This window comes from Blastococcus sp. SYSU DS0539, from assembly GCF_054050855.1.
This window is the reverse complement of sequence record NZ_JBJHAF010000006.1, coordinates 195,741-220,353: the sequence shown is the minus strand read 5'-3', so window position 1 is coordinate 220,353 and position 24,613 is coordinate 195,741. Positions and strand designations below refer to the sequence as shown.

The 24,613-nt window shown below is 77.0% G+C and carries 26 protein-coding genes and 2 riboswitches; of the genes, 6 read left to right on the top strand and 20 right to left on the bottom strand.

The annotated features are described in order from the left end of the window. Positions 1–5 precede the first annotated feature (5 nt). Together ureG and ACI790_RS10200 are read left to right on the top strand one after the other, a co-directional pair. The gene (ureG, locus tag ACI790_RS10205) at positions 6–686 is read left to right on the top strand and encodes an urease accessory protein UreG (protein WP_456569669.1); all 681 of its coding nucleotides are present in this window, start codon (positions 6–8) and stop codon (positions 684–686) included. Further along, entirely contained in the window at positions 683–1,447 is a 765-nt protein-coding gene (locus ACI790_RS10200) for an urease accessory protein UreD (protein WP_456569668.1), read from the top strand. The genes ureG and ACI790_RS10200 overlap by 4 nt, the downstream gene beginning before the upstream one ends. On the opposite strand, the gene ACI790_RS10195 is transcribed toward ACI790_RS10200, so the two are convergent. The 18 genes from ACI790_RS10195 to ACI790_RS10110 form a co-directional block, all read right to left on the bottom strand. After that, a complete protein-coding gene (locus ACI790_RS10195; RefSeq protein ID WP_456569667.1) occupies positions 1,435–3,009 on the bottom strand; it encodes a polyamine aminopropyltransferase in 1,575 nt (524 codons plus the stop codon). The two genes, ACI790_RS10200 and ACI790_RS10195, sit on opposite strands and share 13 nt — an antisense overlap. Positions 3,010–3,013: 4 nt before the next feature. Beyond that, positions 3,014–3,478: a DUF350 domain-containing protein gene (locus tag ACI790_RS10190; protein WP_456569666.1), complete on the bottom strand. Its 465-nt coding sequence runs from the start codon at positions 3,476–3,478 to the stop codon at positions 3,014–3,016. A 40-nt stretch (positions 3,479–3,518) separates the two neighbouring features. Then, positions 3,519–3,914: a DUF4247 domain-containing protein gene (locus ACI790_RS10185; protein WP_456569678.1), complete on the bottom strand. Its 396-nt coding sequence runs from the start codon at positions 3,912–3,914 to the stop codon at positions 3,519–3,521. A 5-nt stretch (positions 3,915–3,919) separates the two neighbouring features. Then, positions 3,920–4,429 carry a DUF2617 family protein gene (locus ACI790_RS10180; protein WP_456569665.1) on the bottom strand — a complete coding sequence of 170 codons (510 nt, stop codon included), beginning with the start codon at positions 4,427–4,429 and terminating at the stop codon, positions 3,920–3,922. Next, positions 4,426–5,040, bottom strand: coding sequence for a DUF4178 domain-containing protein (locus ACI790_RS10175; protein ID WP_456569664.1), 615 nt, complete (start codon positions 5,038–5,040; stop codon positions 4,426–4,428). Before ACI790_RS10175 ends, ACI790_RS10180 begins: the two co-directional genes overlap by 4 nt. Before the next feature lie 163 nt (positions 5,041–5,203). After that, entirely contained in the window at positions 5,204–6,001 is a 798-nt protein-coding gene (locus ACI790_RS10170; protein ID WP_456569663.1) for a DivIVA domain-containing protein, read from the bottom strand. Beyond that, positions 5,998–7,137, bottom strand: a complete 1,140-nt coding sequence (locus ACI790_RS10165; RefSeq protein ID WP_456569662.1) for a globin domain-containing protein — start codon at positions 7,135–7,137, stop codon at positions 5,998–6,000. The genes ACI790_RS10170 and ACI790_RS10165 overlap by 4 nt, the downstream gene beginning before the upstream one ends. A gap of 146 nt (positions 7,138–7,283) precedes the next feature. Next, positions 7,284–8,513 carry an MFS transporter gene (locus tag ACI790_RS10160; RefSeq protein ID WP_456569661.1) on the bottom strand — a complete coding sequence of 410 codons (1,230 nt, stop codon included), beginning with the start codon at positions 8,511–8,513 and terminating at the stop codon, positions 7,284–7,286. 88 nt (positions 8,514–8,601) lie between these two features. Next, positions 8,602–9,789: an NlpC/P60 family protein gene (locus ACI790_RS10155; RefSeq protein ID WP_456569660.1), complete on the bottom strand. Its 1,188-nt coding sequence runs from the start codon at positions 9,787–9,789 to the stop codon at positions 8,602–8,604. Positions 9,790–9,803: 14 nt separating this feature from the next. Continuing rightward, positions 9,804–9,956, bottom strand: a riboswitch (cyclic di-AMP (ydaO/yuaA leader). 146 nt (positions 9,957–10,102) lie between these two features. Further along, positions 10,103–11,314, bottom strand: coding sequence for a uroporphyrinogen-III C-methyltransferase (gene cobA, locus ACI790_RS10150; RefSeq protein ID WP_456569659.1), 1,212 nt, complete (start codon positions 11,312–11,314; stop codon positions 10,103–10,105). Beyond that, complete coding sequence (locus tag ACI790_RS10145; protein WP_456569658.1) at positions 11,311–11,709, bottom strand: cobalamin biosynthesis protein; 399 nt, start codon at positions 11,707–11,709, stop codon at positions 11,311–11,313. Before ACI790_RS10145 ends, cobA begins: the two co-directional genes overlap by 4 nt. Continuing rightward, positions 11,706–12,551 (bottom strand): energy-coupling factor ABC transporter ATP-binding protein, encoded by an 846-nt coding sequence (locus ACI790_RS10140; RefSeq protein ID WP_456569657.1) that lies wholly within the window; start codon positions 12,549–12,551, stop codon positions 11,706–11,708. The genes ACI790_RS10145 and ACI790_RS10140 overlap by 4 nt, the downstream gene beginning before the upstream one ends. Then, complete coding sequence (gene cbiQ, locus ACI790_RS10135) at positions 12,548–13,285, bottom strand: cobalt ECF transporter T component CbiQ (RefSeq protein ID WP_456569656.1); 738 nt, start codon at positions 13,283–13,285, stop codon at positions 12,548–12,550. Before cbiQ ends, ACI790_RS10140 begins: the two co-directional genes overlap by 4 nt. Beyond that, a complete protein-coding gene (locus ACI790_RS10130) occupies positions 13,282–13,596 on the bottom strand; it encodes an energy-coupling factor ABC transporter substrate-binding protein (RefSeq protein WP_456569655.1) in 315 nt (104 codons plus the stop codon). The genes cbiQ and ACI790_RS10130 overlap by 4 nt, the downstream gene beginning before the upstream one ends. Continuing rightward, the gene (locus ACI790_RS10125) at positions 13,593–14,288 is read right to left on the bottom strand and encodes an energy-coupling factor ABC transporter permease (protein WP_456569654.1); all 696 of its coding nucleotides are present in this window, start codon (positions 14,286–14,288) and stop codon (positions 13,593–13,595) included. The genes ACI790_RS10130 and ACI790_RS10125 overlap by 4 nt, the downstream gene beginning before the upstream one ends. Further along, positions 14,275–15,672 carry a cobyrinate a,c-diamide synthase gene (locus ACI790_RS10120; RefSeq protein WP_456569653.1) on the bottom strand — a complete coding sequence of 466 codons (1,398 nt, stop codon included), beginning with the start codon at positions 15,670–15,672 and terminating at the stop codon, positions 14,275–14,277. The genes ACI790_RS10125 and ACI790_RS10120 overlap by 14 nt, the downstream gene beginning before the upstream one ends. A gap of 127 nt (positions 15,673–15,799) precedes the next feature. Next, the gene (gene cobO, locus ACI790_RS10115) at positions 15,800–16,414 is read right to left on the bottom strand and encodes a cob(I)yrinic acid a,c-diamide adenosyltransferase (RefSeq protein WP_456569652.1); all 615 of its coding nucleotides are present in this window, start codon (positions 16,412–16,414) and stop codon (positions 15,800–15,802) included. Next, positions 16,414–18,558, bottom strand: coding sequence for a putative cobaltochelatase (locus ACI790_RS10110; protein ID WP_456569651.1), 2,145 nt, complete (start codon positions 18,556–18,558; stop codon positions 16,414–16,416). The genes cobO and ACI790_RS10110 overlap by 1 nt, the downstream gene beginning before the upstream one ends. 29 nt (positions 18,559–18,587) lie before the next feature. After that, a riboswitch (cobalamin riboswitch) is annotated at positions 18,588–18,718 on the bottom strand. Positions 18,719–18,765: 47 nt separating this feature from the next. On the opposite strand from ACI790_RS10110, the gene cbiE reads away from it, so the two are divergent. Together cbiE and cobM are read left to right on the top strand one after the other, a co-directional pair. Then, positions 18,766–19,998 carry a precorrin-6y C5,15-methyltransferase (decarboxylating) subunit CbiE gene (gene cbiE / locus ACI790_RS10105; RefSeq protein ID WP_456569650.1) on the top strand — a complete coding sequence of 411 codons (1,233 nt, stop codon included), beginning with the start codon at positions 18,766–18,768 and terminating at the stop codon, positions 19,996–19,998. Continuing rightward, on the top strand, positions 19,995–20,738 hold the full coding sequence (cobM, locus tag ACI790_RS10100) for a precorrin-4 C(11)-methyltransferase (RefSeq protein WP_456569649.1): 744 nt from the start codon (positions 19,995–19,997) through the stop codon (positions 20,736–20,738). Before cbiE ends, cobM begins: the two co-directional genes overlap by 4 nt. Here cobM and ACI790_RS10095 read toward each other — a convergent pair. Then, on the bottom strand, positions 20,735–21,826 hold the full coding sequence (locus tag ACI790_RS10095; RefSeq protein WP_456569648.1) for a cobalt-precorrin-5B (C(1))-methyltransferase: 1,092 nt from the start codon (positions 21,824–21,826) through the stop codon (positions 20,735–20,737). The two genes, cobM and ACI790_RS10095, sit on opposite strands and share 4 nt — an antisense overlap. Before the next feature lie 125 nt (positions 21,827–21,951). Here ACI790_RS10095 and ACI790_RS10090 point away from each other — a divergent pair, with 125 nt between their 5' ends. Further along, a complete protein-coding gene (locus ACI790_RS10090; protein WP_456569647.1) occupies positions 21,952–22,689 on the top strand; it encodes a cobalt-precorrin-6A reductase in 738 nt (245 codons plus the stop codon). A gap of 5 nt (positions 22,690–22,694) precedes the next feature. Then, positions 22,695–23,471 carry a flavodoxin family protein gene (locus tag ACI790_RS10085; protein ID WP_456569677.1) on the top strand — a complete coding sequence of 259 codons (777 nt, stop codon included), beginning with the start codon at positions 22,695–22,697 and terminating at the stop codon, positions 23,469–23,471. Here ACI790_RS10085 and ACI790_RS10080 read toward each other — a convergent pair. Next, positions 23,360–24,595 (bottom strand): MFS transporter, encoded by a 1,236-nt coding sequence (locus ACI790_RS10080; protein ID WP_456569646.1) that lies wholly within the window; start codon positions 24,593–24,595, stop codon positions 23,360–23,362. The two genes, ACI790_RS10085 and ACI790_RS10080, sit on opposite strands and share 112 nt — an antisense overlap. Positions 24,596–24,613 lie beyond the last annotated feature (18 nt).

Sequence of the window (24,613 nt, the reverse complement as noted above, 5' to 3'; positions counted from 1 at the left end):
CACCCATGCCGCCTGACCACAACCTGGACGACTACGTCGACACCGTCGAGCCCGGCCACCGGCACGGCGGCCCGCTGCGGGTGGGGCTCGGCGGCCCGGTCGGTTCGGGCAAGACCGCCCTGGCCGCGGCGCTGTGCCGCACGCTGGGCGCCGAGTACGACCTCGCCGTCGTCACCAACGACATCTACACGACCGAGGACGCCGACTTCCTGCGCCGCAACGCCGTGCTGCCCGACGACCGGATCGAGGCGGTGCAGACCGGCTGCTGCCCGCACACCGCGATCCGCGACGACATCACCGCCAACCTCGACGCCGTCGAGCTGCTCGAGGCCCGGCACCCCGGGCTGGAGCTGGTCCTGGTCGAGTCCGGCGGGGACAACCTGACCGCCAGCTTCAGCTACGGGCTGGTGGACGTGCAGATCTTCGTGGTCGACGTCGCCGGCGGGGACAAGGTGCCGCGCAAGGGCGGGCCCGGGGTGACCGCCTCGGACCTGCTCGTGGTCAACAAGACCGACCTGGCCCCGCTGGTCGGCGCCAACCTCGACGTCATGCGCCGGGACTCCGCCGTCGTGCGGGGGGAGAAGCCGACCCTGCTGATCTCCCTGCGCGAGGACCCCACCGCCGCCGCGGTGGCCGACTGGGTGCGGCAGCAGGTGCGCGCGCGGGCCGCGCTGCCGCAGGCGTGAGGACGTCGGTCGAGGTCGTCGCCCGGCGCGGCCGGGACGGGCGCACCGAGCTGCCGGTGGTGCGGGCGAGCGGCCAGCTCGCCGTCCGGCGGACCGGACCGGCCACCGTGCACCTGGTGGCGACGGCGTTCGGCCCGCTCGGCGGGGACGACGCGACGATCCGGCTCGTGGTCGAGGACGGCGCCACGCTGGTGGTGCGGTCGGTCGCCGCCGCCGTGGCGCTGCCCGGCCGCGGCGACCCCGGACCGTCCGTGCAGCGGGTGCTGGCCACGGTCGACGGCGTCCTGGACCTGCGGCCGGAGCCGACGGTGGCGACGGCGCGGGCGCACCACGTGTCCGAGGTGATCGCCGAGCTCGCGGCCGGCGCCGGCCTCACCGCGACCGAGCTGGTGGCCCTCGGCCGCTGGGCGGAGGAGCCGGGCCGCTGGACCGGGACCACGCGGATCACCCGCGAGGGCAGCCCGGTCCTGCACACCACGGTGGGCCTCGGGCCGGGGGGACCGGCCTGGGGGCCGGCGTTCGCGCCGCGCGGTTACGCCTCCACCGTCCACCTGGGCGCCCCGTCGCCCGGAGCGGACACCCCCGGCGGGGTGCGCACGGGGGAGGACGCCGTCCGGCTGCCGCTGCCCGGCGGCTGGGTGGCCACCGCGTGGGGCGACCGGCTGCACCGGGTGGCGGCGTCGCTCGGCGCGCTGACACCCGCGGCCGACGGCGTCGTGCCGGCCGGGGTGCCGGACGGGCGGCGGCCTCAGCCGGTGTAGCCCGCCCGCATGTCCTGCACGATCAGCGGCCGGTCCAGCGTGGAGGGGGCCAGCCGCTGCCGGGGGCGGTCGGCGGGGAACACCGCGGCGGCGGCCAGCACGTCGGCGTCCAGGAACCGGGTGGGCGGGACGGCGGGGGAGAGGGCGAGGTCCGGTGGCTGCGGACCGCGCTGGGCCAGCGCGAACCCCCAGTCGCCGAAGCTCGGCACGTGCACGTGGTACGGCGCCGCGGCCAGCCCGGTGGCGTCGAGCGTGGAGACCGTCCGCCAGAACGCCGCGGGCGTGGAGTAGGGGCTGCCGGCCTGCACTACGACCAGCCCCTCGGGGGCGAGCGCGGCGGAGACCAGGCCGTAGAACTCGGTGGAGTACAGCCGGCCCAGCACCGGGGTGTCCGGGTCGGGCATGTCCACGACCACCGCGTCGAATCCGGTGGCGGCCGGGGAGCGCAGCCAGCGGAAGGCGTCGTCCAGGACGACCTCCACCCGGGGATCGTCCAGCGCCCGGTCGTTGAGCGCGGCCAGCCGGGTGCGGGCCAGCTCGATGACGGCGGGGTCGAGCTCCACCTGCACGATCTCCTCGACCGAGGGGTGGCGCAGCACCTCGCGGGCGGCCAGCCCGTCGCCGCCGCCGAGGATCAGCACCCGGCGCGGATCGCGGGACAGCACCGGGTGCACCAGCGACTCGGTGTAGCGGTGCTCGTCGCGGCTGGAGAACTGCAGGTCGCCGTCGAGGTACAGCCGGAGGTCCCCGGAGCGCTCGGTGAGCACGACCTCCTGGTAGTCCGAGCGCCCGGCGGCCACCACGGGGTCGTCGTAGAGCCGCTGCCGCGCCGTCGTCTCGATGTCCTGCGCCCGCAGCAGCAGGAAGCCCAGCCCGGCGGCGGCCACCAGCAGCGCGGCGGTGGCCGATCGCCGGGCGCGGACGCTCATCTGCCGCCGCAGCAGGAGCCCCGAGACCACCGCGGCGGCCAGCAGGTTGACCAGGCCGGTGATCGCCGCGCCGCGCACCTGCCCCGCCACCGGCAGCAGCAGGAACGGCCACACCAGGCCGCCGAGGAGCGCCCCGGCGTAGTCGGCGGCGTTCAGGTCGGCCAGCACCTTGCCCGAGCCCTCGGCGTCGATGCCGCTCCGGCCGGTCTGCAGCAGCGTCATCAGCAGCGGCACCTCGGCGCCCACGAGGACGCCGAGCACCGCGGTCGCGCCGAGCAGCACGGCGTTGCTGATGCCGTAGAAGGAGAACGACACGTACAGCGTGACGGCGCTGAGCCCACCCGCGACGCCGAGCAGGATCTCCACCGCGACGAACGCCGTCGCGGCGTACGGCAGGAACGGCTTGACGAGCAGGGCGCCGGCGCCGAGCGCGGCGACGAACCCCGCGACGATCAGCGACGTCTGGGTGATGCCGCCGCCGACCAGGCTGGCCGACAGGGTGAGCAGGACCAGCTCGTAGATCAGCCCGCAGGCGGCGCAGACGGCGACCGCGGCCAGCAGCAGCGGCCGGGAGCGGACCGCGCCCCGGCCGGCTGCCGGTGCCGGTGCCACCTCCGGCGCGGACGCGGCCACGGCGTCAGGACAGGGCGGCGGCGTTGACCGCGCCGATGGCGACGAGGCTGGTCGCGACCGCCCACGCCGAGCCGCGCATCCGCGGCTCGTTGACCAGGTCGCGCAGGTTCTCCGGGATCACCGCGTCCAGCAGCCGCAGCGCCACGGCCTGCAGCACGACGCCGACCAGGCCGTAGACGGCGGTGTCCACCAGGCCCTGGCCGAGGCTGTCGGCGCTGGTCATGATCGCGGTGACCACGATGATCCCGAGGGCCAGGTGGTTGGCGGCCAGGAGGATCGCGGCGTTCGGGTTGTGGTCGGTGTAGACCTGGGTGCGCAGGTTCCCGGGCGTGAGCAGGTCCAGCGCGAGGAAGCCCAGCGCCAGCACCCCGACGCCGATGACGAACCACAGCAGCGTCGCCAGCACGCCGTCGACCAGGGCGCCGCCCTCGACCGTGCCGAACTCCAGGGACTGCCAGGTGGTGCTCACGTCGGGGTTCCTCCTGAGGTCGGGTGCGTGCGGGGGCCGGTCACTTGGCGTCGCCGGGGCCGCCGCTGCCGCCGCCACCGACCGGCGAGCCGGGCCGGAACCCGGGCCCGAGGAAGGCGAAGAAGCCGCCGCGGAACCGGCCGTCGAGATCCTCCACGCGCACCGTGCTGCCGCCGGCCGCCGCGCTCACGATCACGATGTCGTCGTCGTAGCGCAGGTACTCGTTGCCGCCGTCGGCCTGCCGTTCGGCGGGGCGGACGGCGTCCGCGATCGCCGCGGTGGTCGTCCCGACCGGCTCGGGGGACGAGTAGACGGCGGTGTCACCGGTCGAGCTCTGCTGCTCGTAGGTGTCGCGCAGGAAGTCGCGGACGCGGGTGCCGCTGCCGCAGCCGGCCAGCAGGACGGCGGTCAGGAGCAGCGCCAGCACGCGGGGCATCGTCCTCACGGCGTCCACCTGCTCCGGGTCGTGACGACCTCACCGCTGGTGCCGGCGGGGTACAGGTGCCAGGTCTGCCAGGCCCAGCCGCCGCCCGCAAGGGGTTGCGCGGTCATGGCGGTCAGCGCCCCGGCCGAGCCCGGGAAGGCACCGCAGAGCCAGGCCGGGTCGGCACCGGCGAGCGCCCGCAGCCGGTCGGCGGTGGCGTCGAGCTCGCTCCGGTCGGTGGCGGTGACCGCCGAGGTGAGCCGGTAGCCACCCGACCGCATGACGCGGGGGAGCGGGCGGCCGCCGGCGCCGACGGCGTCGCACGAGACCTCCTCGGTGAGCCGCCGGCCGCCTGCCGCGGCGGTGACCACGTGCGACGCCCCGAGGACCCCGAGGGTGAGCGAACCGCCGTCGGGCCCCGGCAGCCGCAGCTGCGCCAGCGTCTCCGGGGCGGGCCCGTCGAGCAGCAGGCCCAGCGCGGCGGCGGAGACGTCCCGCGGCTCGACGGCGAGCTGGTGCAGGCTCATGCCTCGGGCGTCCGGTGGTAGACGGTCAGCTCGCCGCGGCTGACGGCGCGGCCGGTGGAGACCTCCCACGACTGGGTCGGCGCCCAGCGCTCGAACGCCAGCAGGCCGGTCTTGTCCGCGGTGGCGTAGTCGGCGTAGTCGACGGTCCCGGTGGCCGGCGTGCCGGTGGTGCCCTCGGCGGTGTAGGCGGCCCGGCCCCGCTCGATCTGCCGGTGCACCCGGTCGTCGAGGATCACGTCGCCGTCCGGGGTCAGGTTGGTGCCCTCGCGGCGCATCCAGAGGGTCATCTCCAGGTCGCCCTCGTCGTCCTCCACGGTGAGCCAGCGGCGGCCGGTGGAGCCGTCGAGGAGGTGCTCGCGCCAGGTCATGCCGCCCTCCTCGAGCACGATCGTCCCCCGGACGACGTGGTCGATCCCGGCGTAGGTGATGACGTCGCCGACGCCGATCCTGTGCGGGTCGTAGACATCGGGCTCGTCGGCCAGCGGGTCCACCCGGGGGCGGGGGCCGGCGGCCCGGGCGAGGTTCCGCCGGCGCAGCACGAGGATGACCGCGGCGAGGACGGCCAGGGCCACCAGCACGACGATCAGCAGGACGAGGAGCACGTCGGACATCGCGGGTGGCCTCCTGGCGGTCGGTGGACGGGCCGGGGAGAACCTATCGCGCCGGGTCCGCGGGACGGGCTCCGCGCCCGCGGGCCCGCCCGCCGTCGACCGGGCCCGTCCGCCGTCGACCGGGCGGCTCAGCAGGCCCGACGCGGACCGCGGTGGTGCCCGGTCAGCCGCCGGACGTGTGCGCCGCCGCGGGGGCCGCCCGGTCCACGTCGTCCTCGTCGTCCTGGCCGGGGCCGGCGGCGCTGTTGCCGTGGAACGACGTCTGCGGTGCCGGGGTGCCGCCCGGTCGCCGCCCCGGCTGCGGAGGGGCCGCGAGCGCCTGGGGCGCCAGCGCCGGGTCGACCCGCCCCCACTCGGTCTCGACGTCGGTGAGCAGCGCCTCCAGGTAGGCCCGCAGCTGGGCGCGGCAGGCCTGCGCGAAGGCCTTGAGGAAGGCGACCTGCTCCTCGAGCTCCGCGGCGGTCCGGGAGCCGGGGGCGGCGTCGTCGTCCAGCGCCTTCCCGCCGGTGAGCCGGGCGGCGGCCTCCTGGGCGGCCTGCATGATGGCCCCGGCGTTCTCCCGCGCCAGCCGCAGCTGCTCCTCGTACTGGTCGCGGGCCTCGGTGGTCATCTGCCGGCTGAAGTCCTCGGCCTCGGCGACGTACTCGTCGGCCGTCTGCTGGGCGCTGGCCAGGATCTTCACCGCCTGCTCGCTCGGTGGCTGCGGCACCGGGGCGCCGTCCAGCCGCTGCTCGAGCACGGCGACCTGCTCCCGCAGGCGGGCGCGCTCGCCGGCCAGCGTCTCCACCTCCGCGGTCAGCGTGCTCAGCTCCGCGGCCACCACCTGCTGGAAGTGGTCGACCGAGGCCTGGTCGTAGCCGGGGTGCAGCATGGTGCCGGAGGGGAACCGCGTGCTGCGGATCTGCGCCGGTGTGAGCCGTCGGTCGTGCCCTCCGGTCCCGGACGCATCGGTGGTGGTCATTCGGTCACCTTCCCCTCGGCACTGGGCCCCGGTCGACTGGGGGCGAAGATCTCGCTGCGCACGCGCTCCCGCGGCACGCCGTGCTCGAGCAGTCCGGCGACGGTCTGCTCCACCATGGGCGCGGGACCGGCCACGTACGCCTCGCGGCTCGACCACGGACCGTGCCGGAGCACCACGTCCCCGACGTCGCCCCGCTCCAGGCCCGACACCTCGTCGTCCGACACCGCGTACGTGACGCTGAGCCACGGGCAGGTCTGCTGCAGGGCCTCCAGCGCGGCGCGGTCGTAGAGCTCGGCCTCGGTGCGGGCGCCGACGAAGAGGTCGACCCGGCGGGCGGGCCCGTGGCGGTGCACCTGGTCGACGAGGGCCTCCAGCGGGGCGAGACCCATGCCGCCGGCCACCAGGAGCAGGTCGCGGTCGGAGCCGTCGCCGAGCGTCAGGTCACCGAGCGGGGGGCCGAGGTTCATCAGGTCGCCCACCTCGGTGCTGCGCACCAGCGCGGTGCTCACCGGGCCGCCGGGGCGGGCCTTGACGTGCAGGTCGAGCGTGCCGTCGTCCCGCGGCGCGTTGGCGGGGGAGTAGTAGCGCCAGAGCCGGGGACGCCGGTCGATCTCCAGCGAGAGCGACTGCCCGGCCAGGTAGTCCACCGGCGCCTCGGGGCGCACCCGCAGCACGGCTACGTCGACGGCGCGCCGCTCGTGGTGCACGACCTCGGCCCGCCAGGTCGCGGGGTGGTCGGCGGACTCCTCGGCGCCCTGGATCATCACCGAGGCGACGAGCTCGTAGGCCTCGGTCCAGGTGCGGGCGCGGTGCTCGTCCCACTCGTCGTCGAAGTGCTCGAGCGTCGCCAGCAGGCTCGGCATGACCGCCGGGTAGTGCGCCGGGAGCGTGCCGAACTTGCGGTGGTCGTAGCCGAGCTGCTTGAGGATGGGCACCAGGCCCTCGAGGTCGTCGACGTTCGAGACGACCTCGCCGAGGGCGTGGAAGAACCGGTCCCGCTGGTGGGCCATGGAGACGGGGAACATCGCCCGCGTCTCGGGGTGGCTCAGGAACAGGTGCGAGTAGAAGTACAGCGGGGCCTCGTCGCCCGTCGCCGCGGCCTTCGCGAAACTGGCCCGCATCGCGGCGGTGTCCATGCGTGCCCCCTCGCGGCGTGGTCCGTCCGGCTGCGCGAGCGCCGACGTCGGCTCCGGTCTGCGAGCACGCCTGCGCGCTCGGGTCTGCCCCTTCCCCGGCTCGGCCGCCCCCACACGGAGGCAGCCGATGTTTCTGCCCGGGCCGGTCAGCCCGGCGACGCCGCGACCGCGGCGGGGCGGGGCGCCTCGCGCGGCATGACCAGGCCCCCGACCAGGCCGGCCGCGAGGACGGCGGTGCTCACCCCGAACGCCACCTGGAAGGAGGCCACGTCGGTGAGCCAGCCGGCCACCAACGGGCCGGCGATCGCCCCCAGGTCGGCCGACATCTGGAACACCGCCACGACCCGCCCACCCCGCCCGGCGCTCATGTCGCCGACGAGCGCGGCCGGGGCGCTGGCCAGCAGCGAGGCGGCCAGCCCGAAGACCGCCATCGAGAGCAGGAAGGCCCAGATCACCGGCGGCAGGACGAGCACCGCCATGGCGGCGGTGGCCAGTGCGGCGCCGACGACCAGCGACGGCCGCCGTCCCCAGCCGTCCACCAGCCGGCCGGACCGCAGCAGGCCCAGCGCCTGGGCCACCGACCCGACCAGCAGGCCGGCGCCCGCCCAGGCGACGGTCCGGCCGAGCTCCTCGGTGACGTACAGCGGCACCAGCGAGTTGCGGACGCCGAACAGCACCCAGCCGACGCCGAAGTTCGCCACGAGCGCGGCGAGGTACACCCGCGAGCGCAGCGCCGTGCTCAGGGGCATCGGCCCGGCGGCGAGGTCGGGGGAGGCGACGTCCCCCGCCTCGGGGGCCGCCGGGTCCGGCTCGGCCGAGCGCAGCATGAGCACGCCGACGCCGCCGGCCACGAGCAGGAACCCGGCGTAGAGGAAGAACGGCAGCCGGGGCGAGAGCTCGGCCAGCAGCCCGCCGGCCGCGGGCCCGGCGATGCCGCCCAGGATGAAGCCGCCCTGCCAGGTGGCGGCCGCCCGGCCCCGGTGCGACGGCGGGGCGACGCGCAGCAGCAGGGAGAGGGCGGCCACGGTGAACATGGCGCTGCCGACGCCGCCGGCCGCGCGCAGCCCGAGGAACAGCGGGAAGGAGCCGGCCAGCCCCGCCGCACCGGTGGAGACGGCGACGATGACCAGACCGGCGGCGAGCACCAGCCGCTCGCCGAACCGCTCGACCAGCGTGCCGCCGCTGAAGGCGGAGACGAACCGGAAGAACGCGAAGGCGCTCACCGCCAGCCCGACCGCCGTGGTCCCGACGCCGAAGGAGCGGGCGAAGAGCGGGATGGCCGGCGCGACGATGCCGAAGCCCAGCGCCACGACGAAGGCGATGACCGCCAGGACCCTGACCTCGCGGGGAAGCTCTCCCCGTGTCCCGACCCGCACGGAACGCGATGGTCGCACGCCCGGCCGGGGAGCCCCCGGGCAGGCGGCGGCGCGCGGGGCGGTCACCCGCCCCGCGCGCCGGGGAGAACTAGCCCGCGATCCGCCGGGCGCTGTTGTAGCCGCCCATCGAGTCGACCGAGGCCACCTTCACCGGGACGCCGGACGTCGCGGCGTGCACCATCTGCCCGTTCCCGATGTAGATGCCGACGTGGCTGACCGGGCTGTAGAAGAACACCAGGTCCCCGGGCTGCAGGGCCGACCGGGACACCGGGGTGCCCATGGTCGACTGCATCCGGCTCGAGTGCGGCACGGAGATGCCGGCCGCGGCGTAGGCGTACTGGACCAGGCCGGAGCAGTCGAAGGCGTTCGGTCCGGCGGCGGCCCACACGTAGGGGTCGCCCACCTGGGCCAGGGCCGTGTTCACCGCGGTCTGGGCCGCACCGCTCCCGCCGGCCACCGGCGCCGGGGGTGCCGGCGCCGCGGCGGCCGGAGCCGGGGCGGGAGCCGGAGCAGGAGCAGCGGCGGCGGGGGCCGAGGCGCGCGGCGCGGCCGGGGCGGGGGCCGCCGCGGCCGGCGCCTGCTGCGCGTCCGCCGGCTCCTGGGCCGCCGCCTCATGCGCGGCGGCCTCCTCGGCGGCGTGCCGCTCCGCGGCGGCGCGCGAGGCCCGCTGCTCCTCCTCGGTGAGGCGCTCGTACTGGGCCTGGTAGTCGGCGATCTGCTGGTCCAGGCGCGCCCGCTCGGCGGTCACCCGGTCGACGTGGGCCTGGGCGTCCTTCGCCGCCTGCTCGGCCGAGGCCTGCGCCCGGTCGGCGTCCTCGCCGGCCCGGCGCGCCTGGCCGAGCACGCCGTTGTTGTGCTCGGCGATCGTGTCGAGCAGGCCGACCCGGTCGACGAGGTCGCCGGCCGACTCGCTGGTGAGCATGGCCTCGAGCGTGCCGAGCCCGTCGCCGGTGTAGGCGCTGCGCGCCACGGTGCGGACCCGGTCCTGGGCCTCCGCCAGCGCGTCCTGCGCGGCGGCGAGCTCCTCGGCCGCGCGGTCGGCCGCCTGCTGGGTCGCCTTGAGCTGCTCCCGGGTCTCGTTGAACCGCTCGGTGAGCACCTCCAGGTCGTGCGCGCGCTCGGCGATCAGCTGCGCGGCGTCCTGGGAGGTGGCCGGCCGCTCGGGGGTGGCGAACGCGGGGAGGGGCGTCAGTGCGACGCCGCCGGCGGCCACGAGGGCCAGCAGGGCCCGACGGCCGGTGATCCGGCGGTGGGCAGGGCTGAGCGAACTCGCCATGTGCGGCGGGTCTTCCTTTCTTCCACGGCCGCCTACCGGGTTAGCTGACGGGTTCGGGCGGGAAGACGCCCGGCGTCCGGCGCCCCCGGAGGGCCGTCGGTCGCTTCACCCCGGGACTGCGATGGGTCCCCGGTCCTGGTGCCGGCTGGTGCCGGCGGGTGGTTCGGCGGCGTCCGGGCGGCTGTCACCGGTTGAGCGACGGACGGGTCCGTCCGGACGAGCTCACGCTAGGTGCCGAACCCGGCTCCCACCATCCGCCCGGACGACTTCGTCCGGAACTTTCACGGCAGTCCATACGAATGCTCACATGCGGTTACCGACATGCCGCAGTTTCCGCCGTGATCGCGTCGGATGCGGCGGGGATCACGGTGGCCGGCTCCAGCCGCTCCCGCCCCGTGGACAGCGAGACGACGTCGCCGACCACCCAGACGGCGGGGGGCCGGATGCCGGCGGCGGCCAGCGCCACGGGCAGCTCGGCGAGCGTCGTCCGCAACGACCGCTGGGTGGCGGTGGAGCCGTCGGCCACCACCGCGACCGGGGTCTCCGGGGACCTGCCGTGCTCGACGAGCGCCGCGGCGATGGCGGGGGCGGTCTCCACGCCCATGAGCACCACGAGGGTGCCGCGCAGCCGGCCCAGCGCCGGCCAGTCGACCAGCGACTGCGGGTGGCCCGGCGGCAGGTGGCCGGAGACCACGACGAACTCGTGGGTCAGGCCGCGGTGGGTGACCGGGATGCCGGCGAGGGCGGGCACCGCGACGGCGCTGGTGATGCCGGGGACGACCTCGACCGGCACGCCGGCGGCCGTGCACGCCTGCAGCTCCTCCATGCCCCGGCCGAAGACGAACGGGTCGCCGCCCTTGAGCCGCACCACCCGCTTGCCGGCCTGCGCGTGCTCCACCAGCAGCGCGTTGATCCGTTCCTGCGCCATGAACCGGCCGCGCGGGAGCTTGGACGCGTCGATCACCTCGGCGCCCGGGGCGAGAGAGCTGAGCAGCGACCGGGGGGCCAGGTGGTCGACCAGCACGACGTCGGCCTCCGCGAGCGCCTGCCGGCCGCGCACCGTGATCAGCCCGGGGTCGCCCGGGCCGCCTCCCACGAGCACCACGCTCCCGGCGCCGCCGTCCGGGCCGGGCGAGCGGACGGGTGGCGTCCCGTCGCCGAGCGGCAGCGCCGCGCTGGCCAACGCCGGGTCGTCCGCCCGGGTGCAGAAGACGCGGGCCCGCTCCGCCTCCGCCGCGACCGCCGCGTCCACCGCGGGATCGCCGGTTGCGGCCAGGGCGAACCACGCGCCGTCGAGGTCGCCGTCGGTCCGGGGCCGCCGCTGCCAGTTGACCGCGCCGGTGGCTGCCAGCGACGCCAGGGCCGGGGTGACCGCGGGGGCGACGACGGTGACCAGCGCGCCCGCTGCCAGGAGGCCGGCGACGCCGCGGTGCGCCGCCGCGCCGCCGCCCACGACGACCACCCGGCGGCCCGCCAGCCGGAGCCCCACCGGGTGCAGCACCTCGCCGGCGCGATCGGTGGTCACGGTTCCTCCTCGGTGGTCGGGGTCGGGACGGGGCAGCGCGTCGCCGTCGCCGGGCGGGCGACGGCGACCGTCACCCGGCCGTGCACCGTCTTGCCGACGACGAGGACGCCTCCCCGGAGCAGGGCGGCCGCCTCGGCCACCGAGGGCGTGCCGACGCGGTCCGCGACGGCTGCCGACGGGGACGGCACCCGCACCGCGGCCAGGTCCGCCGCCGGGTGGCCGGTGAGCGCCCAGCCGCGCTGGGCGGCGGCCGCCACCAGGCCCGGCTCGGCCGCCCGGGTGTCCACGGTGGCCAGCCGCACCGGACCGGGGACCGGCGGGAGGACGGCGTCCACCGCGGCCAGCACCTCGGCGGCGCTCACCCCCGACGTCAGCCCGACGCCGACCGTCCTCACGTCGGCACCCCCGGCCGGTCGGGGAGCGCGGCGAGCAGCCCGGCGGCGTCCCGGGGGAGCGGGCCGTCGGGGAGCAGCCCGAGGTCGCGCAGCCGCGCGCCGATCCGCAGGGCCCACGGGCGGGACAGCCGGGCCCGGCCGAGCAGGTCGCCGTCGGCGAGGACCGCACCGGGGGCGCCCTGGACGACGGTGCGGTCGACGACGACCGCGATCTCGTCGGCCCAGCGCAGCGCGAGGTCGACGTCGTGGGTGCTCATCACCACGGTCGAGTGGTGCTCCTGCAGGCGGGTCAGCGCCGCGAGGGTGGCGGCCACCGCGGTCGGGTCGAGCCCGGCGGTCGGCTCGTCGAGCAGCAGGACGCACGGTCGCATCGCGACCGCGCCGGCGATCGCCACCCGCTTCCGCTCGCCGTAGGAGAGCTGGTGCGTCGGCCGGGCGGCCAGGTGGTCGACGCCCAGCAGCTCCAGCGCCTCGGCCACGCGCGTCCGGACGGCGTCCTCGGCCAGGCCCAGGTTCAGCGGGCCGAAGGAGACGTCCTGGCCGACCGAGGCGCTGAACAGCTGGTCGTCGGGGTCCTGCAGCACCAGCTGGACCACCTGCCGGTGGAGCCGCAGGCCGCGCCGGGTGTGCGCCAGCGGCTCGCCATCGACGGTGACGGTGCCGGCGGCCGGCCGGAGCGCTCCGGACAGGCAGCGCAGCAGCGTGGTCTTGCCCGAGCCGTTGGCGCCCAGCAGCGCCAGTCGCAGGCCCGGTGGGACGGTCACCGCCGCGCCGTCGAGCACCGGGGCGGCGCCGGGGTAGCCGGCGACCAGACCCGAGGCGGCCAGGGTGCGGTGGCTCACCGGGCCACCAGGGTGACCGCCGCGATCGCGACGGGCAGCGCGAGGCCCAGCGCCAGGAAGGGCCGCGACGACGGACGCGCGTCCGGCAGCACCCGCAGCCCGTCCTCCATCCCGCGGCCGGCCAGGCCTTCCTGCATCCGGCGGGCGCGGTCCCACGACCGGGTCAGGACGGCGGCGGCCAGCATCCCGGCCGAGCGGTACGAGCGGCGCGGCGTCGACCAGCCCATCCGGGCGGCCTGGGCCTCGCGCACGGTGCCGAGGCTGTCGAGCAGCACGAACAGCAACCGGTAGGTGACCGAGGCGATCTCCACCACGGCGGGCGGCACGCGCAGCCGGCGCAGCAGCGGCAGCAGGTCCGACATCGGGGTGGTGGTGGCCAGCAGGAGCACCGCCGCGCTGGCGGCGACCGCCCGCCCCGCCAGCGCAGCCGCCCGATCCGCCGCGTCGGGGGCCCAGCCCAGTCCGCCGCCGTCCAGGGTGACGACGGCGGTCACCGAGCCGACCACGATGAACGTCATCGGCCACCGGATCGCCCGGCCGAAGGTGCGCGCGGGTACCTTCGCCGGCCCGAGCGCCGCCGCCACCGCGGTCGCCCCCACCAGGACGGCGCCGGGCCACGGCGGGAGGGCGAGCGCGCACAGGAGCAGGCCGGCGCAGAGCAGGAGCTTGTCGCCGGGGGCGCGGCTGCGCCAGGCGCTGGCCCACGCCGCGTCGTCGACGGCGAGGCCGGTCACCGCGGGGCCTCTCCCGGGGGCGGCACCTCGGCCGCGCGCGCCAGGTGCCGCCCGCGCAACCGGCCGAGGACGTAGCCCAGCGCGCCACCGCCCAGCGCGGCCTGGAGCGCGAACAGCCCGGACTCCACCTCGCCGGCGGGGCTGAACAGCGACTCGAACCAGGGCGTGTACCCGCCGGCCGCCAGCTCCGCGGTGACGGCGGCGTCGGTGCCGCCGTACTCGGCGGTGCCGCCGTCGAGCAGCAGCGGCACGGCGACCAGCGCGATCACGGCCAGCACCAGGACCACGGGCACCAGCCGGCGGCGGTTCACGCCGGGCTCCCGGTGGCTGGTGCCGTCGGCGCCGGGGGCAGGACGCCGAGGCGTTCCAGCTCCGGGCGGGCGTTGACGGCGAGGACGCGGAAGAGCAGCACGCCGAGCAGCCCCTCCGCGATCGCCAGCGGCACCTGGGTGACCGCGAAGACCCCCAGGAACTTGACCAGGGCGCCGAGCAGGCCGCTCGAGGCGTCGGGGAAAGCCAGCGCCAGCTGCACCGACGTCGTGACGTAGGTGGTGAGGTCGGCGACCGCCATCCCGGCGAACACGCCCGGGAGCAGCCCCCCGCCGAGCCGCCGGGCCAGCCGGTAGGCGCCGTAGCCGGCCCACGGCCCGGCGACGGCGAAGGCGAAGGCGTTCGCCCCCAGGGTGGTCAGCCCGCCGTGCGCCAGCAGCAGCGCCTGGAACAGCAGCACGATGGTCCCGAGCAGGGCCATCACCGGCGGCCGGAACAGGATCGCCCCCGCTCCCGTGCCGGTGGGGTGGCTGGAGCTCCCGGTGATCGACGGCAGCTTGATCGCGCTGAGCACGAACGTGAACGCCCCGGCCGCGCCGAGCAGCAGCGTCGTCTCCGGCTTCTCCCGCACCTCGGCGGCGACGGCGCGGGCGCCGTGCACCACGAACGGCGCGGCGGCGAGCGTCCAGCCGAGGGCGTGCCCGGCCGGGAGGAACCCCTCAGCGATGTGCACGGGCGTGCTCCGATCGGTCGGCCGCGGCGCAGGCGGTGACGAGGCGTCCGGCCAGCGCGGGGGCGCCGGCCCAGTTCAGGTGCAGGTAGGAGGCGTGCACGCCGCCCCGGACGAAGCCCTCCGCCCCGGTGGGCGCCCAGTGCCAGGCCGGATCCGGTCCCGCGCCGGGATCGGCGGTCGTGCGGTGGAACTCGTGCCCGCGCACCCGGGTGCCGGCCGGGGCCAGCACCGAGTCGACGGCCGCGACCGCGGCGCGGTATCCCAGCGTCAGCCGGGCGCCCATCGCCGTCGCCACGTCGAGGACCCCGCACATGGGGACGCCGTCGAGCTCCCGGGCGAGGTAGAGCAACCCGGCGCACTCCGCGGCCACCGGTGCGCCCCTGGCGGCCAGCGCGGCGACGTCGGCCCGCAGCCCCGCGTTGGCCGAGAGATCGGCGGCGTGCACCTCCGGGAACCCGCCGCCGACGACCAGCCCGGCGGTGCCGGGAGGCAGCACCTCGTCCCGCAGCGGGTCGACGGCCACCACCTCGGCGCCGGCGGCCGTGAGCAGCTCGGCGTTCTCCGCGTAGCCGAAGGTGAACGCGGGCCCGCCGGCGACCGCGATCCGGGGGCGGCCCGCCGTGGCCGTGACCTCGGCCGCGGGATCCCAGGGGCGGGCGTCCAGCGGGGGAGCCGAGCGGGCCAGCGCCAGGACGGCGGCCAGGTCCACGCCGTCGGCCACGACCTCGCCGAGCCGGCGCACCGTGTCGACCGCCGCGGCCGACCGCTCGGCGGCGGGGACGAGGCCGAGGTGGCGCGAGGGGGTGTGCAGCCGGTCGTCCCGGCGGACCGCGCCGAGCACCGGCACCCCGGCCGCGCCCAGCGCCTCCCGGAGGATCGTCTCGTGCCGGTCGGTGCCCACGCGGTTGAGCACCACGCCGCCGAGCCGCACCGAGGGGTCGAAGGTCGCGAACCCGTGCACCAGCGCCGCGACACTGTGCGCCTGGGCGGCGGCGTCGACGACCAGGACCACCGGTGCGCGCAGCAACCGGGCCACGTGCGCGGTGGACGCGTACCCCGGCTCGACCGACGGATGCGCGGCGCCGTCGAACAGGCCCATCACGCCCTCCACGACGGCGACGTCGGCCGGCCGCGGGTGCAGTGCGCCGCGCAGGAACAGCGGGGCGATCCGCTCCTCGCCGACGAGCCACGGATCGAGATTGCGTCCGGGGCGGCCGGCGGCGAGGCCGTGGTAGCCGGGGTCGATGTAGTCGGGGCCGACCTTGTGCGGGGACACCGTCAGCCCGCGCGCGGTCAGGGCGGCGATCAGCCCGGTGGCGATCGAGGTCTTCCCGGCGTTGCTGCTGGGCGCGGCGACCACCACCCGCGGAAGCCTCGTGCTCATCAGCGCGCCCGCCCCTCGGGCGCGAGTGGGCAGTTGCGGTCGCCGACACGCGCGGACACGCCGCCGGGGCCGACCACGACCGCCCGGTCGGCCGGTCGAGCGGCATCCCGGCCAGGTCGCGAGACGGTCACCACTCGATCCCCCGCTGGCCCTTCTGGCCCGCGTCCATGGGGTGCTTGACCTTGGCCATCTCCACGACCAGGTCGGCGGCCGCGACGAGCGCCGGCGGGGCGTCCCGGCCGGTGATGACGACGTGCTGGTTGCCCGGCCGGGCGGTCAGGGTCGTGACGACGTCGTCGACGTCCACCCAGCCCCACTTCAGGGGATAGGTGAACTCGTCCAGCACGTAGAACCGGTGCGCCTCGGCGGCGAGGTCCCGCTTGATCTGCGCCCAGCCCTCGGCGGCGTCGGCGGCGTGGTCGGTCTCGGTGCCGGGTCGGCGCGACCAGCTCCAGCCGCTGCCCATCTTGTGCCAGACCACCGGCCCGCCCTCGCCGGTCTGCCCGTGCAGCCGGCCGAGCGCGGTCAGCGCGTTCTCCTCGCCGACCTTCCACTTGGCGCTCTTGACGAACTGGTAGACCGCGATCGACCAGCCCTGGTTCCACGCCCGCATCGCCATCCCGAAGGCGGCGGTGGACTTGCCCTTCATCTCGCCGGTGTGCACGGCCAGCACCGGCCGGTTCCGCCGCTGCCGTGTGCTGAGCCCGTCGTCCGGGGTGACCGGCACCTGCCCCTGCGGCATCAGGCTGCCCTCCGGGCGTCGCGGACGGTGGCCGCCAGGCCGTCGGCGCCCAGCTCCTCCAGCCGCAGGGTCTGCGCGCCGAGCCGGAGCCCCAGGGACGCGGCCAGGCCCAGCCGGACCGGCCCGGACTCGCAGTCGACGACGACGGCGGCGGTGCCGTCGGCGGCGAGGAGCCCGGCCGCCCGCCGTGCGTCGCCGAGGTGGTCGCCGCCGCGGACCCCGGTCGCCCGGCCGTCGGTGACCACGACCAGCAGCGGGCGCCGGTGCGGATCGCGCACCCGCTCCACCCGCAGCACCTCGTGCGCCCGCAGCAGCCCGGCGGCCAGCGGCGTGCGCCCGCCGGTGGGCAGCTCGGTGAGCCGGGCCGCCGCGGCCTCGACCGACCAGGTGGGTGGCAGGGCCAGTTCCGCGGCGGCCGCGCGGAAGGTGATCAGCCCGACCTTGTCCCGCCGTTGGTAGGCGTCGAGCAGCAGCGACAGGACGGCGCCCTTGACGGCGGCCATGCGGGCCCGCGAGCCCATCGAGCCGCTGGCGTCCACCACGAACAGCACCAGGTTGCCCTCACGGCCCTCGAGCGTCGCCTGGCGCAGGTCCGCGCGCGCGAGGCGCAGCCCGGGGCCGGTGCGGCCGCGGGCGAGCTGGTGCGGTGCGGCGGCCAGGACGGTGCTCGGCAGGTGCAGCCGGGTCACGGCGCCCGCCGGGCGAGTGGAGCCGACCACCCGGCCGCGCTCGCTGCGGGCCCGCGACCGCCGGCCGGCCGCGCCGGCGCCGATGCCGGGCACCTCGAGGCGGCGGGTGCGGAACGGGTCCGACGGCGCGACCGCCGGGCGCTCGCCAGCGGCGGCGTCGGTGCGCCCGCCGCCCTCTCCGCGCGGGGCGCTCGTCGGCGGCCCACCCGGGTCCGCCCCGGGCGCAGGAGGCTCCGCCTGCGTCCCGGTGTCGGATCCGGGGGCATCGCTCCCCACGCCTGTGCCGGGGCTGCCGTCGCCGGAGGGGCTCCCGTCGCCAGGCGGGCTCCCGTCGCCGGGCGGGCTCCCGCCGTCGTCGGGCCCGCCGTCGTCGGGCCCGCCGGCCGGGTCGGTCGGCGGGCCGTCGTCGGGGCCGCCGTCCTCCGGGCGGGAGTCCGCGAGCGCCTGCTCCAGCGTCTCGTCGTCCAGGCCGGGGGCGTCGAAGGGGTTGCGCCGGCGGCGGTGCGGCAGCGCCAGCCGGGCGGCGACCCGCACGTCGTCCTCGGTGACCTCGTCGCGGCCGCACCAGGCGGCGTGCGCGATGGCGGCGCGGGCGGTGACCAGGTCGGCGCGCAGGCCGTCGACGTCGAAGGCGGCGCAGACGGCGGTGACCTGGCGCAGGGCGGCGTCGGAGAGCACCACCTGTGGCAGCCGGGCACGGGCGGCGGCGATCCGATCGGCGAGCGCCGTCTCCTCGGCGGCCCAGGCGGCGGCGAACCCGACCGGGTCGGCGTCGGAGGCGAACCGGCGGCGGACCACCTCGGCGCGCACGGCCGGATCCCGCGGCGCGGCGACCTCGACGGTGAGCCCGAACCGGTCGAGCAGCTGGGGGCGGAGCTCGCCCTCCTCCGGGTTCATCGTGCCGACGAGCAGGAAGCGGGCGGCGTGCCGCACCGAGATGCCCTCCCGCTCGACGTAGGCGGTGCCGAGCGCGGCGGCGTCGAGCAGCAGGTCGACCAGGTGGTCGTGCAGCAGGTTGACCTCGTCGACGTAGAGGACACCGCGGTGGGCGGCGGCCAGCAGGCCGGGCTCGTAGGCCTTCACGCCCTCGGTGAGCGCGCGCTCGAGGTCCAGCGACCCGATGAGGCGGTCCTCCGAGGCGCCGACCGGCAGCTCGACCAGCCGGGCCGGGCGGGTGCGCGCGGCGGTCCCGGGCTCGTGCGGGCCGTCCGGGCAGGCCGGGTCGGGAGCGGCGGGGTCGCAGCCGAACCGGCAGCCGGCCACCACCGCGACCGGGGGCAGCACGGCGGCGAGCGCGCGGACGCTGGTCGACTTCGCCGTGCCCTTCTCGCCGCGCACCAGCACGCCACCCACGGCGGGGGAGACGGCGTTGAGCAGGAGCGCCAGGCGCAGGTCGTCCATGCCGACGACGGCGGTGAAGGGATAGGTCATGCGCGAATACGGCGCACGGGGCACGCGTCCTCTCCCCGGGTGTCCACGCCCGGAGGTGGCGGGTCGCGACGGCGGGAGTTCCTGGCTGACCGGAGAACCGGCTCACAGTGGCGGGACCGCGCCGGAATCTCACCGGGCTTCCTCCACTGCCGTCGCGTGTGGCGGCGTCATCAGACCACGACCACCCCGCCGCCGTCACGCGGGGGCGGCGCGTCCCTAGGATCGGCGCCCGTGCCAGCGCCCGATGCCCCCGCCGACGGCCCGACCGTGGTCGTCGGTGTCGGCGCCGACGGCTGGGACGGGCTCTCCCCGGCGGCCCGTCGGGCGATCGAGGCCGCCGACGTGCTGCGCGGCAGCGCCCGCCAGCTGGCGCTCGTGCCGCCGTCGGTCACCGCGGAGCGGGTGCCGTGGCCGTCGCCGCTGGGCCCCGCGCTGGCCGCGCTCCCGCAGCAGCACCCCGGTCGCCGCGTGGTCGTGCTGGCCAGCGGTGACCCGATGTTGTCGGGCATCGGCACCTCGCTGGTGCGCGTGCTCGGCCCCGAGGCGGTCGAGGTGGTACCGCACCCGTCGTCCGTGACCCTGGCGTGCGCCCGCATGGGCTGGGCGGTGGAGGAGACGCAGGTCGTCTCCGTCGTCGGACGTCCGGTGGAGCTCGTCGCGCCGCACGCCACGCCGGGCCGCCGGCTCCTGGTGCTGGGCTCCGACGGCTCGACCCCGGCCGCGGTGGCGGCGCTCCTGACCGCCCTGGGTTCCGGCGGCAGCCGGATCACCGCGCTGGCCCAGCTGGGCGGACCGGGGGAGCGACGGTTCCCCGGCACCGCTGCGGACTGGCCGCACACGGAGACCGACCCGCTGGTGGTCACCGCCGTGGAGGTGGTCGCCGATCCGGGGGCCGTGCCGCTGCCGACGACGCCGGGGCTGCCCGACGACGCCTACGAGCACGACGGGCAGCTCACCAAGCGCGACGTCCGGGCCGTCACGCTGGCCCGGCTGTGCCCCGTGCCGGGTCAGCTGCTGTGGGACGTCGGTGCGGGCTCCGGGTCGATCGGCATCGAGTGGATGCGGACCCACCCGTCGTCCCGCGCGATCGCCGTCGAGAGCTCTCCGGAGCGGGCCGCGCGGATCGCGCGCAACAGCGGCCGGCTCGGTGTCCCCGACCTCCGCGTCGTGGAAGGCCGGGCGCCGGAGGCGCTGGCCGGGCTGCCGGCCCCGGACGCGGTCTTCGTCGGGGGCGGGGCGACGGTGCCCGGGGTGCTCGACGCCTGCTGGGCGGCGCTCCCCGCCGGTGGGCGCCTGGTGGTCAACGCGGTCACGCTGGAGAGCGAGGCGGTGCTGGCCGACCGCCACGCCCGGCACGGCGGCGAGCTGGTGCGGCTCGGCGTCGCGCACGCCGCGCCGGTCGGCGGCTTCACCGGCTGGAGGCCGGCCATGCCCGTGACGATCTGGTCAGGAGTCAAGCCGTGACGGTGCACTTCATCGGAGCCGGTCCGGGAGCGGCGGACCTGATCACCGTGCGGGCCGCGCGGCTCATCGCCAGCGCGCCGGTCTGCCTCTACGCGGGCGCGCTGGTGCCCCGCGAACTGCTGGACACCGCACCGGCCGGCGCGCGGCTGGTCGACACCGCGGAGCTCGACCTCGACCAGATCACCGCCGAGCTGGTGGCCGCGCACGAGGCCGGGCTGGACGTCGCGCGGCTGCACTCCGGCGACCCGTCGGTGTACAGCGCGATGGCCGAGCAGATGCGCCGCCTCGACGCGGCCGGCGTCCCCTACGACGTCGTCCCCGGGGTGCCCGCGTTCGCCGCCGCGGCGGCCTCGCTGAAGCGGGAGCTGACCGTCCCGGGCGTCGGCCAGACGGTGATCCTGACCCGCACGTCGGCGCGGTCCACGCCGATGCCGCCGGGGGAGGACCTGGCCACCCTCGGCGCCTCCGGGGCCACGCTCGTGCTGCACCTGGCGGTGCAGCGGATCGCCGCGCTGGTGCCCGAGCTGGTGCCCGCCTACGGGGCGGACTGCCCGGTCGCCGTCGTGGCGCGGGCCAGCCGGGACGACGAGCTGATCCTGCGCGGCACGCTGGCCGACATCGCCGGCCAGGTCGAGGCCGCCGGCGTGACCCGCACCGCGGTGGTGATCGTGGGGGCCGTGCTCACCGCCGGGGAGTTCCCCGACAGCCACCTGTACTCGACCACGCGGTGCCGGGGCTAGGCCCGGCCGACGACCGTGCCCGCGCGGTCGATCACGAGCACGTCGACCGCCACCGGGGCGCCGCGCAGGACGCCGAGCGCGGTCTCCCGGGCGCCGGCGGCCACCAGGTCGCCCAGCGGCAGCCCGGCCGCCTGGCACTGCTGCAGCGCGTCGAGGGCGGTGTTGGCCGCGCGCACCCGCTCGGCGAGATCGGTCGGGCCGCCGGCTCCCCGGACCATCGCCGCCAGCGAGGCCGTGGACACCTGGGAGCGGCCGGAGTGCAGGTCCAGGTGCCCGTCGGCCAGCTTGGCGAGCTTGCCGATGCCCCCGGCGATGGTCAGCCGGTCGACGGGGTGGCGGCGCAGGTACTTCAGGACGGCGCCGGCGAAGTCGCCCATGTCCAGCAGCGCGTCCTCGGGCAGCCCGTAGGCCTCGACGGCCACCCGCTCGCTGGTGCTGCCGGTGCAGGCGGCCACGTGCGCGTACCCGGCGGCCCGGGCGACGTCGACGCCGCGGCGGATGGAGTCGATCCACGCCGAGCAGGAGTACGGGACGACGACGCCGGTCGTGCCCAGGATGGACAAGCCGCCGAGGATGCCCAGCCGCGGGTTCCAGGTGCGCCGGGCCAGCTCCGCGCCGTGCTCGACGGACACCTCGACGACGACGTCGCCGACGCCACCGGACCGGGCGGCGACCGCGGCCACGTGCGCGCGGATGAACTGGCGGGGCATCGGGTTGATCGCCGGCTCGCCCACCGGCAGCGGCAGCCCCGGCTTGGTCACGGTGCCGACGCCCTCGCCGGCCCGGAAGGTGACGCCGCTGCCCGGCTCGCCGTGGGTCACGCGGACGGAGACCAGCGCGCCGTGGGTGACGTCGGGGTCGTCGCCGGCGTCCTTGACCACGCCCGCGGTGGCGGCGCCGTCCTCGAGCCGTTCGGTGGCCAGGGCGAAGGACGGGTGGCGGTCCTTGGGCAGGTCGATGGTGACCGGATCGGGGAACTCGCCGGTGAGCAGCGCGGTGTAGGCGGCGGTGGTCGCGGCGGTGGCGCAGGCCCCGGTGGTCCAGCCGGAGCGCAGGCCGGTGCCCTCCGTGCGCTCCGCCGTCGTCACGGGTCCAGCATGCACGGCGGCCTCGCGGGCGGTCGCGACCGCCCGGATGCGCACGAGCGCGGGAATCGGTGTGGCCGATGCCGCCGGCAGGCGTATCGGGGCGGGTCCCGGCAGGAGCGCCGCGCGTGACCGGGCGGGTGCTGGTGCTCGGCGGCACCGGGGAGGGACGGCGGCTGGCGGCGGCGCTGGCCAGGGCCGGTTTCGACGTGATCAGCTCGCTGGCCGGGCGGGTGGCCGAGCCGGCGCTGCCGCCGGGCCGGGTGCGGATCGGCGGCTTCGGCGGGGTCGCCGGGCTCGTGGCGTGGCTGCGGGAGGCGCCTTCCGCAGCGGTGGTCGACGCGACGCACCCGTTCGCGGCCGGGATGACGGCCGCCGCGGCCGGGGCCTGCGCGATCACCGCCACCCCGCTGCTGCGGCTGCAGCGCCCCGGGTGGAGGGCCGGACCGGACGACGACTGGCGCTGGGTCGATTCGCTGGCCGGCGCCGCCGACGCGGTGGCCGGCTTCGGGTCGGTGTTCGTCACGACCGGCCGCCAGGGGCTCGCCGCGTTCGCCGACGTCCCCGGGCACTGCCTGGTGCGCTCGGTCGACCCACCGGCGCCCCCGCTGCCGCGCCGGGTCACCGTGCTGCTGGCCCGCGGACCGTTCGAGGTGGCGGACGAGCGCGCGCTGATGCGGGAGCACGCCGTCGAGGTGGTCGTCACCAAGGACAGCGGCGGCGCGATGACGGCGGCGAAGCTCACCGCCGCGCGGGAGCTCGGGCTGCCCGTCGTGCTGGTCCGCCGTCCGCCGCTGCCGCCCGGCGTGCCGGTGGTGGACACGGTGCCGGCGGCGGTGGCGTGGGTCCGGTCGTGCGCGATCTGATCGTCATGTGTGGCGTTCCCGGCCGCGGGGGGCAGGTCACGGGCATGACCGGAAGCGCACCGCTCCGCGCCCTGGCCCTCGCCTGCAGCCTCAAGCGCTCGCCCGCCCCGTCGAGCAGCGACCTCATCGCCCGGCAGGTGCTGGCGGAACTGGCGAAGCACGGCGTCACCGGGAACGTCGTGCGCGTCGTCGACTCGAGCGTGCTGCCGCCCGGCGTCGAGGTGGACATGGGGGAGGGCGACGAGTGGCCCGCCATCCGCGAGCGGATGATGGCCGCCGACATCCTGATCGTCTCGACCCCCACCTGGGTGGGGCACATGAGCAGCGTGGCCCACCGGGTGCTGGAGCGGCTGGACGGCAGCTGTCGGAGACCGACGGGTCCGGCCGCCCGCTGGTCACCGGCAAGGTGGCGGTGGTGTCCGTCGTCGGCAACGAGGACGGCGCGCACAAGATCGTCGCCGACCTGTTCCAGGGCCTGGACGACATCGGTTCCACCATCCCGGCGCAGGGGTCGACCTACTGGAACGACCAGGCGATGGGCGGCACCGACTACCTGGACCTGGAGGAGACCCCCGAGGCCGTCGCCGCCACGACCGCGACGCTGGCGGAGAACGCCGCCCACCTGCGCGGGCACTCAAGGCGACCCCGTACGCCGGGCGCTGACCGGCGGTCAGGCGGGCAGCCGCTCCGCCGTCGCGCTCCCGGGCAGCCCGGCGCGCCGGCGACGCAGCCGCACCCCGGCGATCGCCAGCAGCGCCAGGACGACGAGCACCGCGGCGTAGATCTCGGTGACCGTCTCCAGGCCCACCGCCGCCGTGGCCGAGCCCGCGATCACCGCGGGGATGCTGAAGCTGAGGTAGCCGACGACGAAGACGCTCGACAGCAGCCCGGCCCGCTCGGCGGGGGCGACGCCCGCGCTGGCGGTCGCGACGGCGCCGAGGAACGCCAGGCCGAACCCGAGGCCGGAGACCACCGCGGAGCTGAACAGGACCGCCACCTGGGCGGTGAGCAGGGCGGCGATCGTCCCGGTGACGCCGACGGCGAACACCGCCGCGCCGGCGACCATGGCGCGCTCCGGGGGGAGGTTGCGGCCCAGCACGGCGCCGAGGGCGGCCGTGCCCTGCATGGCCAGCACCAGCAGGCTGCCGACCAGGTGGTCCTCGATGCCGAAGACCGAGGCGACCAGCGACGGGCCAAGGGACAGGTAGAGCCCGCCGAGGGCCCAGGCCGCCACCATGGCCGGCACCGCGGCGAGGAAGGCGGGGCGCTGGGGCCGGGGCACCCGGACCGTCGGCCGCAGCGAGCGCAGCGCGCCAGGGGCCCGCGGGGAGGTCTCGGGCAGCAGCGCGACCACCGCCGCGGCCAGCAGCAGGACGGCCGTCAGGACGGTGAAGACCCAGCGGGTGGGGGTGGCCACGTACTCGACGACCAGTGCGGCGCCGACCGCGCCCACGGACAGCCCGACGCCGGGGCCGGCGCTGTTGACCAGCGCGCCGAGGGGACGCCCTGGGCGCTGGGTGTCCAGCAGCATGGCGCCGAGCGTCCCGGTCAGGGCGCCCATGGACAGCCCCTGCATCACGCGGGCGGCCAGCAGCCAGCCGACGCTGTCCGCGGCGAGGAAGACCCCCATCGACGCCGCCTGGAGCAGCAACCCGCCGATCAGCACCGGCCGGCGGCCGACGTGGTCGGACAACCCGCCCACCACCAGCAGCGCGGCCAGAAGGGCGAGCGCGTAGATGCCGAAGACGGTCGTCAGCATGCCCGGGCCGAAGCCGAACTGCTCCTGGTAGACGCGGTACAGCGGCGTCGGCACGCCGGACGCGGCGAGCACGAGCAGGAGCAGCCCGGCGGTGGTCCAGAACGCGGGGGTCCGGGAGAGCGTCGGTGGGGCCACGAAGGTGGGCAAGGGCAACGATCTCCCGGG

What these genes read in the sequence shown, in the direction of transcription:
- ureG (WP_456569669.1), top strand. Translation starts at nt 6, where the DNA reads ATGCCGCCTGACCACAACCTGGACGACTACGTCGACACCGTCGAGCCC.
- ACI790_RS10185 (WP_456569678.1), bottom strand. Translation starts at nt 3,914, where the DNA reads ATGCCCCGCGTGCTGGCGCTGCTCCTGACCGCCGTCCTGCTGGCCGGC.
- ACI790_RS10180 (WP_456569665.1), bottom strand. Translation starts at nt 4,429, where the DNA reads ATGAGCCTGCACCAGCTCGCCGTCGAGCCGCGGGACGTCTCCGCCGCC.
- ACI790_RS10175 (WP_456569664.1), bottom strand. Translation starts at nt 5,040, where the DNA reads ATGTCCGACGTGCTCCTCGTCCTGCTGATCGTCGTGCTGGTGGCCCTG.
- ACI790_RS10170 (WP_456569663.1), bottom strand. Translation starts at nt 6,001, where the DNA reads ATGACCACCACCGATGCGTCCGGGACCGGAGGGCACGACCGACGGCTC.
- ACI790_RS10165 (WP_456569662.1), bottom strand. Translation starts at nt 7,137, where the DNA reads ATGGACACCGCCGCGATGCGGGCCAGTTTCGCGAAGGCCGCGGCGACG.
- ACI790_RS10155 (WP_456569660.1), bottom strand. Translation starts at nt 9,789, where the DNA reads ATGGCGAGTTCGCTCAGCCCTGCCCACCGCCGGATCACCGGCCGTCGG.
- ACI790_RS10120 (WP_456569653.1), bottom strand. Translation starts at nt 15,672, where the DNA reads ATGAGCACGAGGCTTCCGCGGGTGGTGGTCGCCGCGCCCAGCAGCAAC.
- cobO (WP_456569652.1), bottom strand. Translation starts at nt 16,414, where the DNA reads ATGCCGCAGGGGCAGGTGCCGGTCACCCCGGACGACGGGCTCAGCACA.
- ACI790_RS10085 (WP_456569677.1), top strand. Translation starts at nt 22,695, where the DNA reads ATGTGTGGCGTTCCCGGCCGCGGGGGGCAGGTCACGGGCATGACCGGA.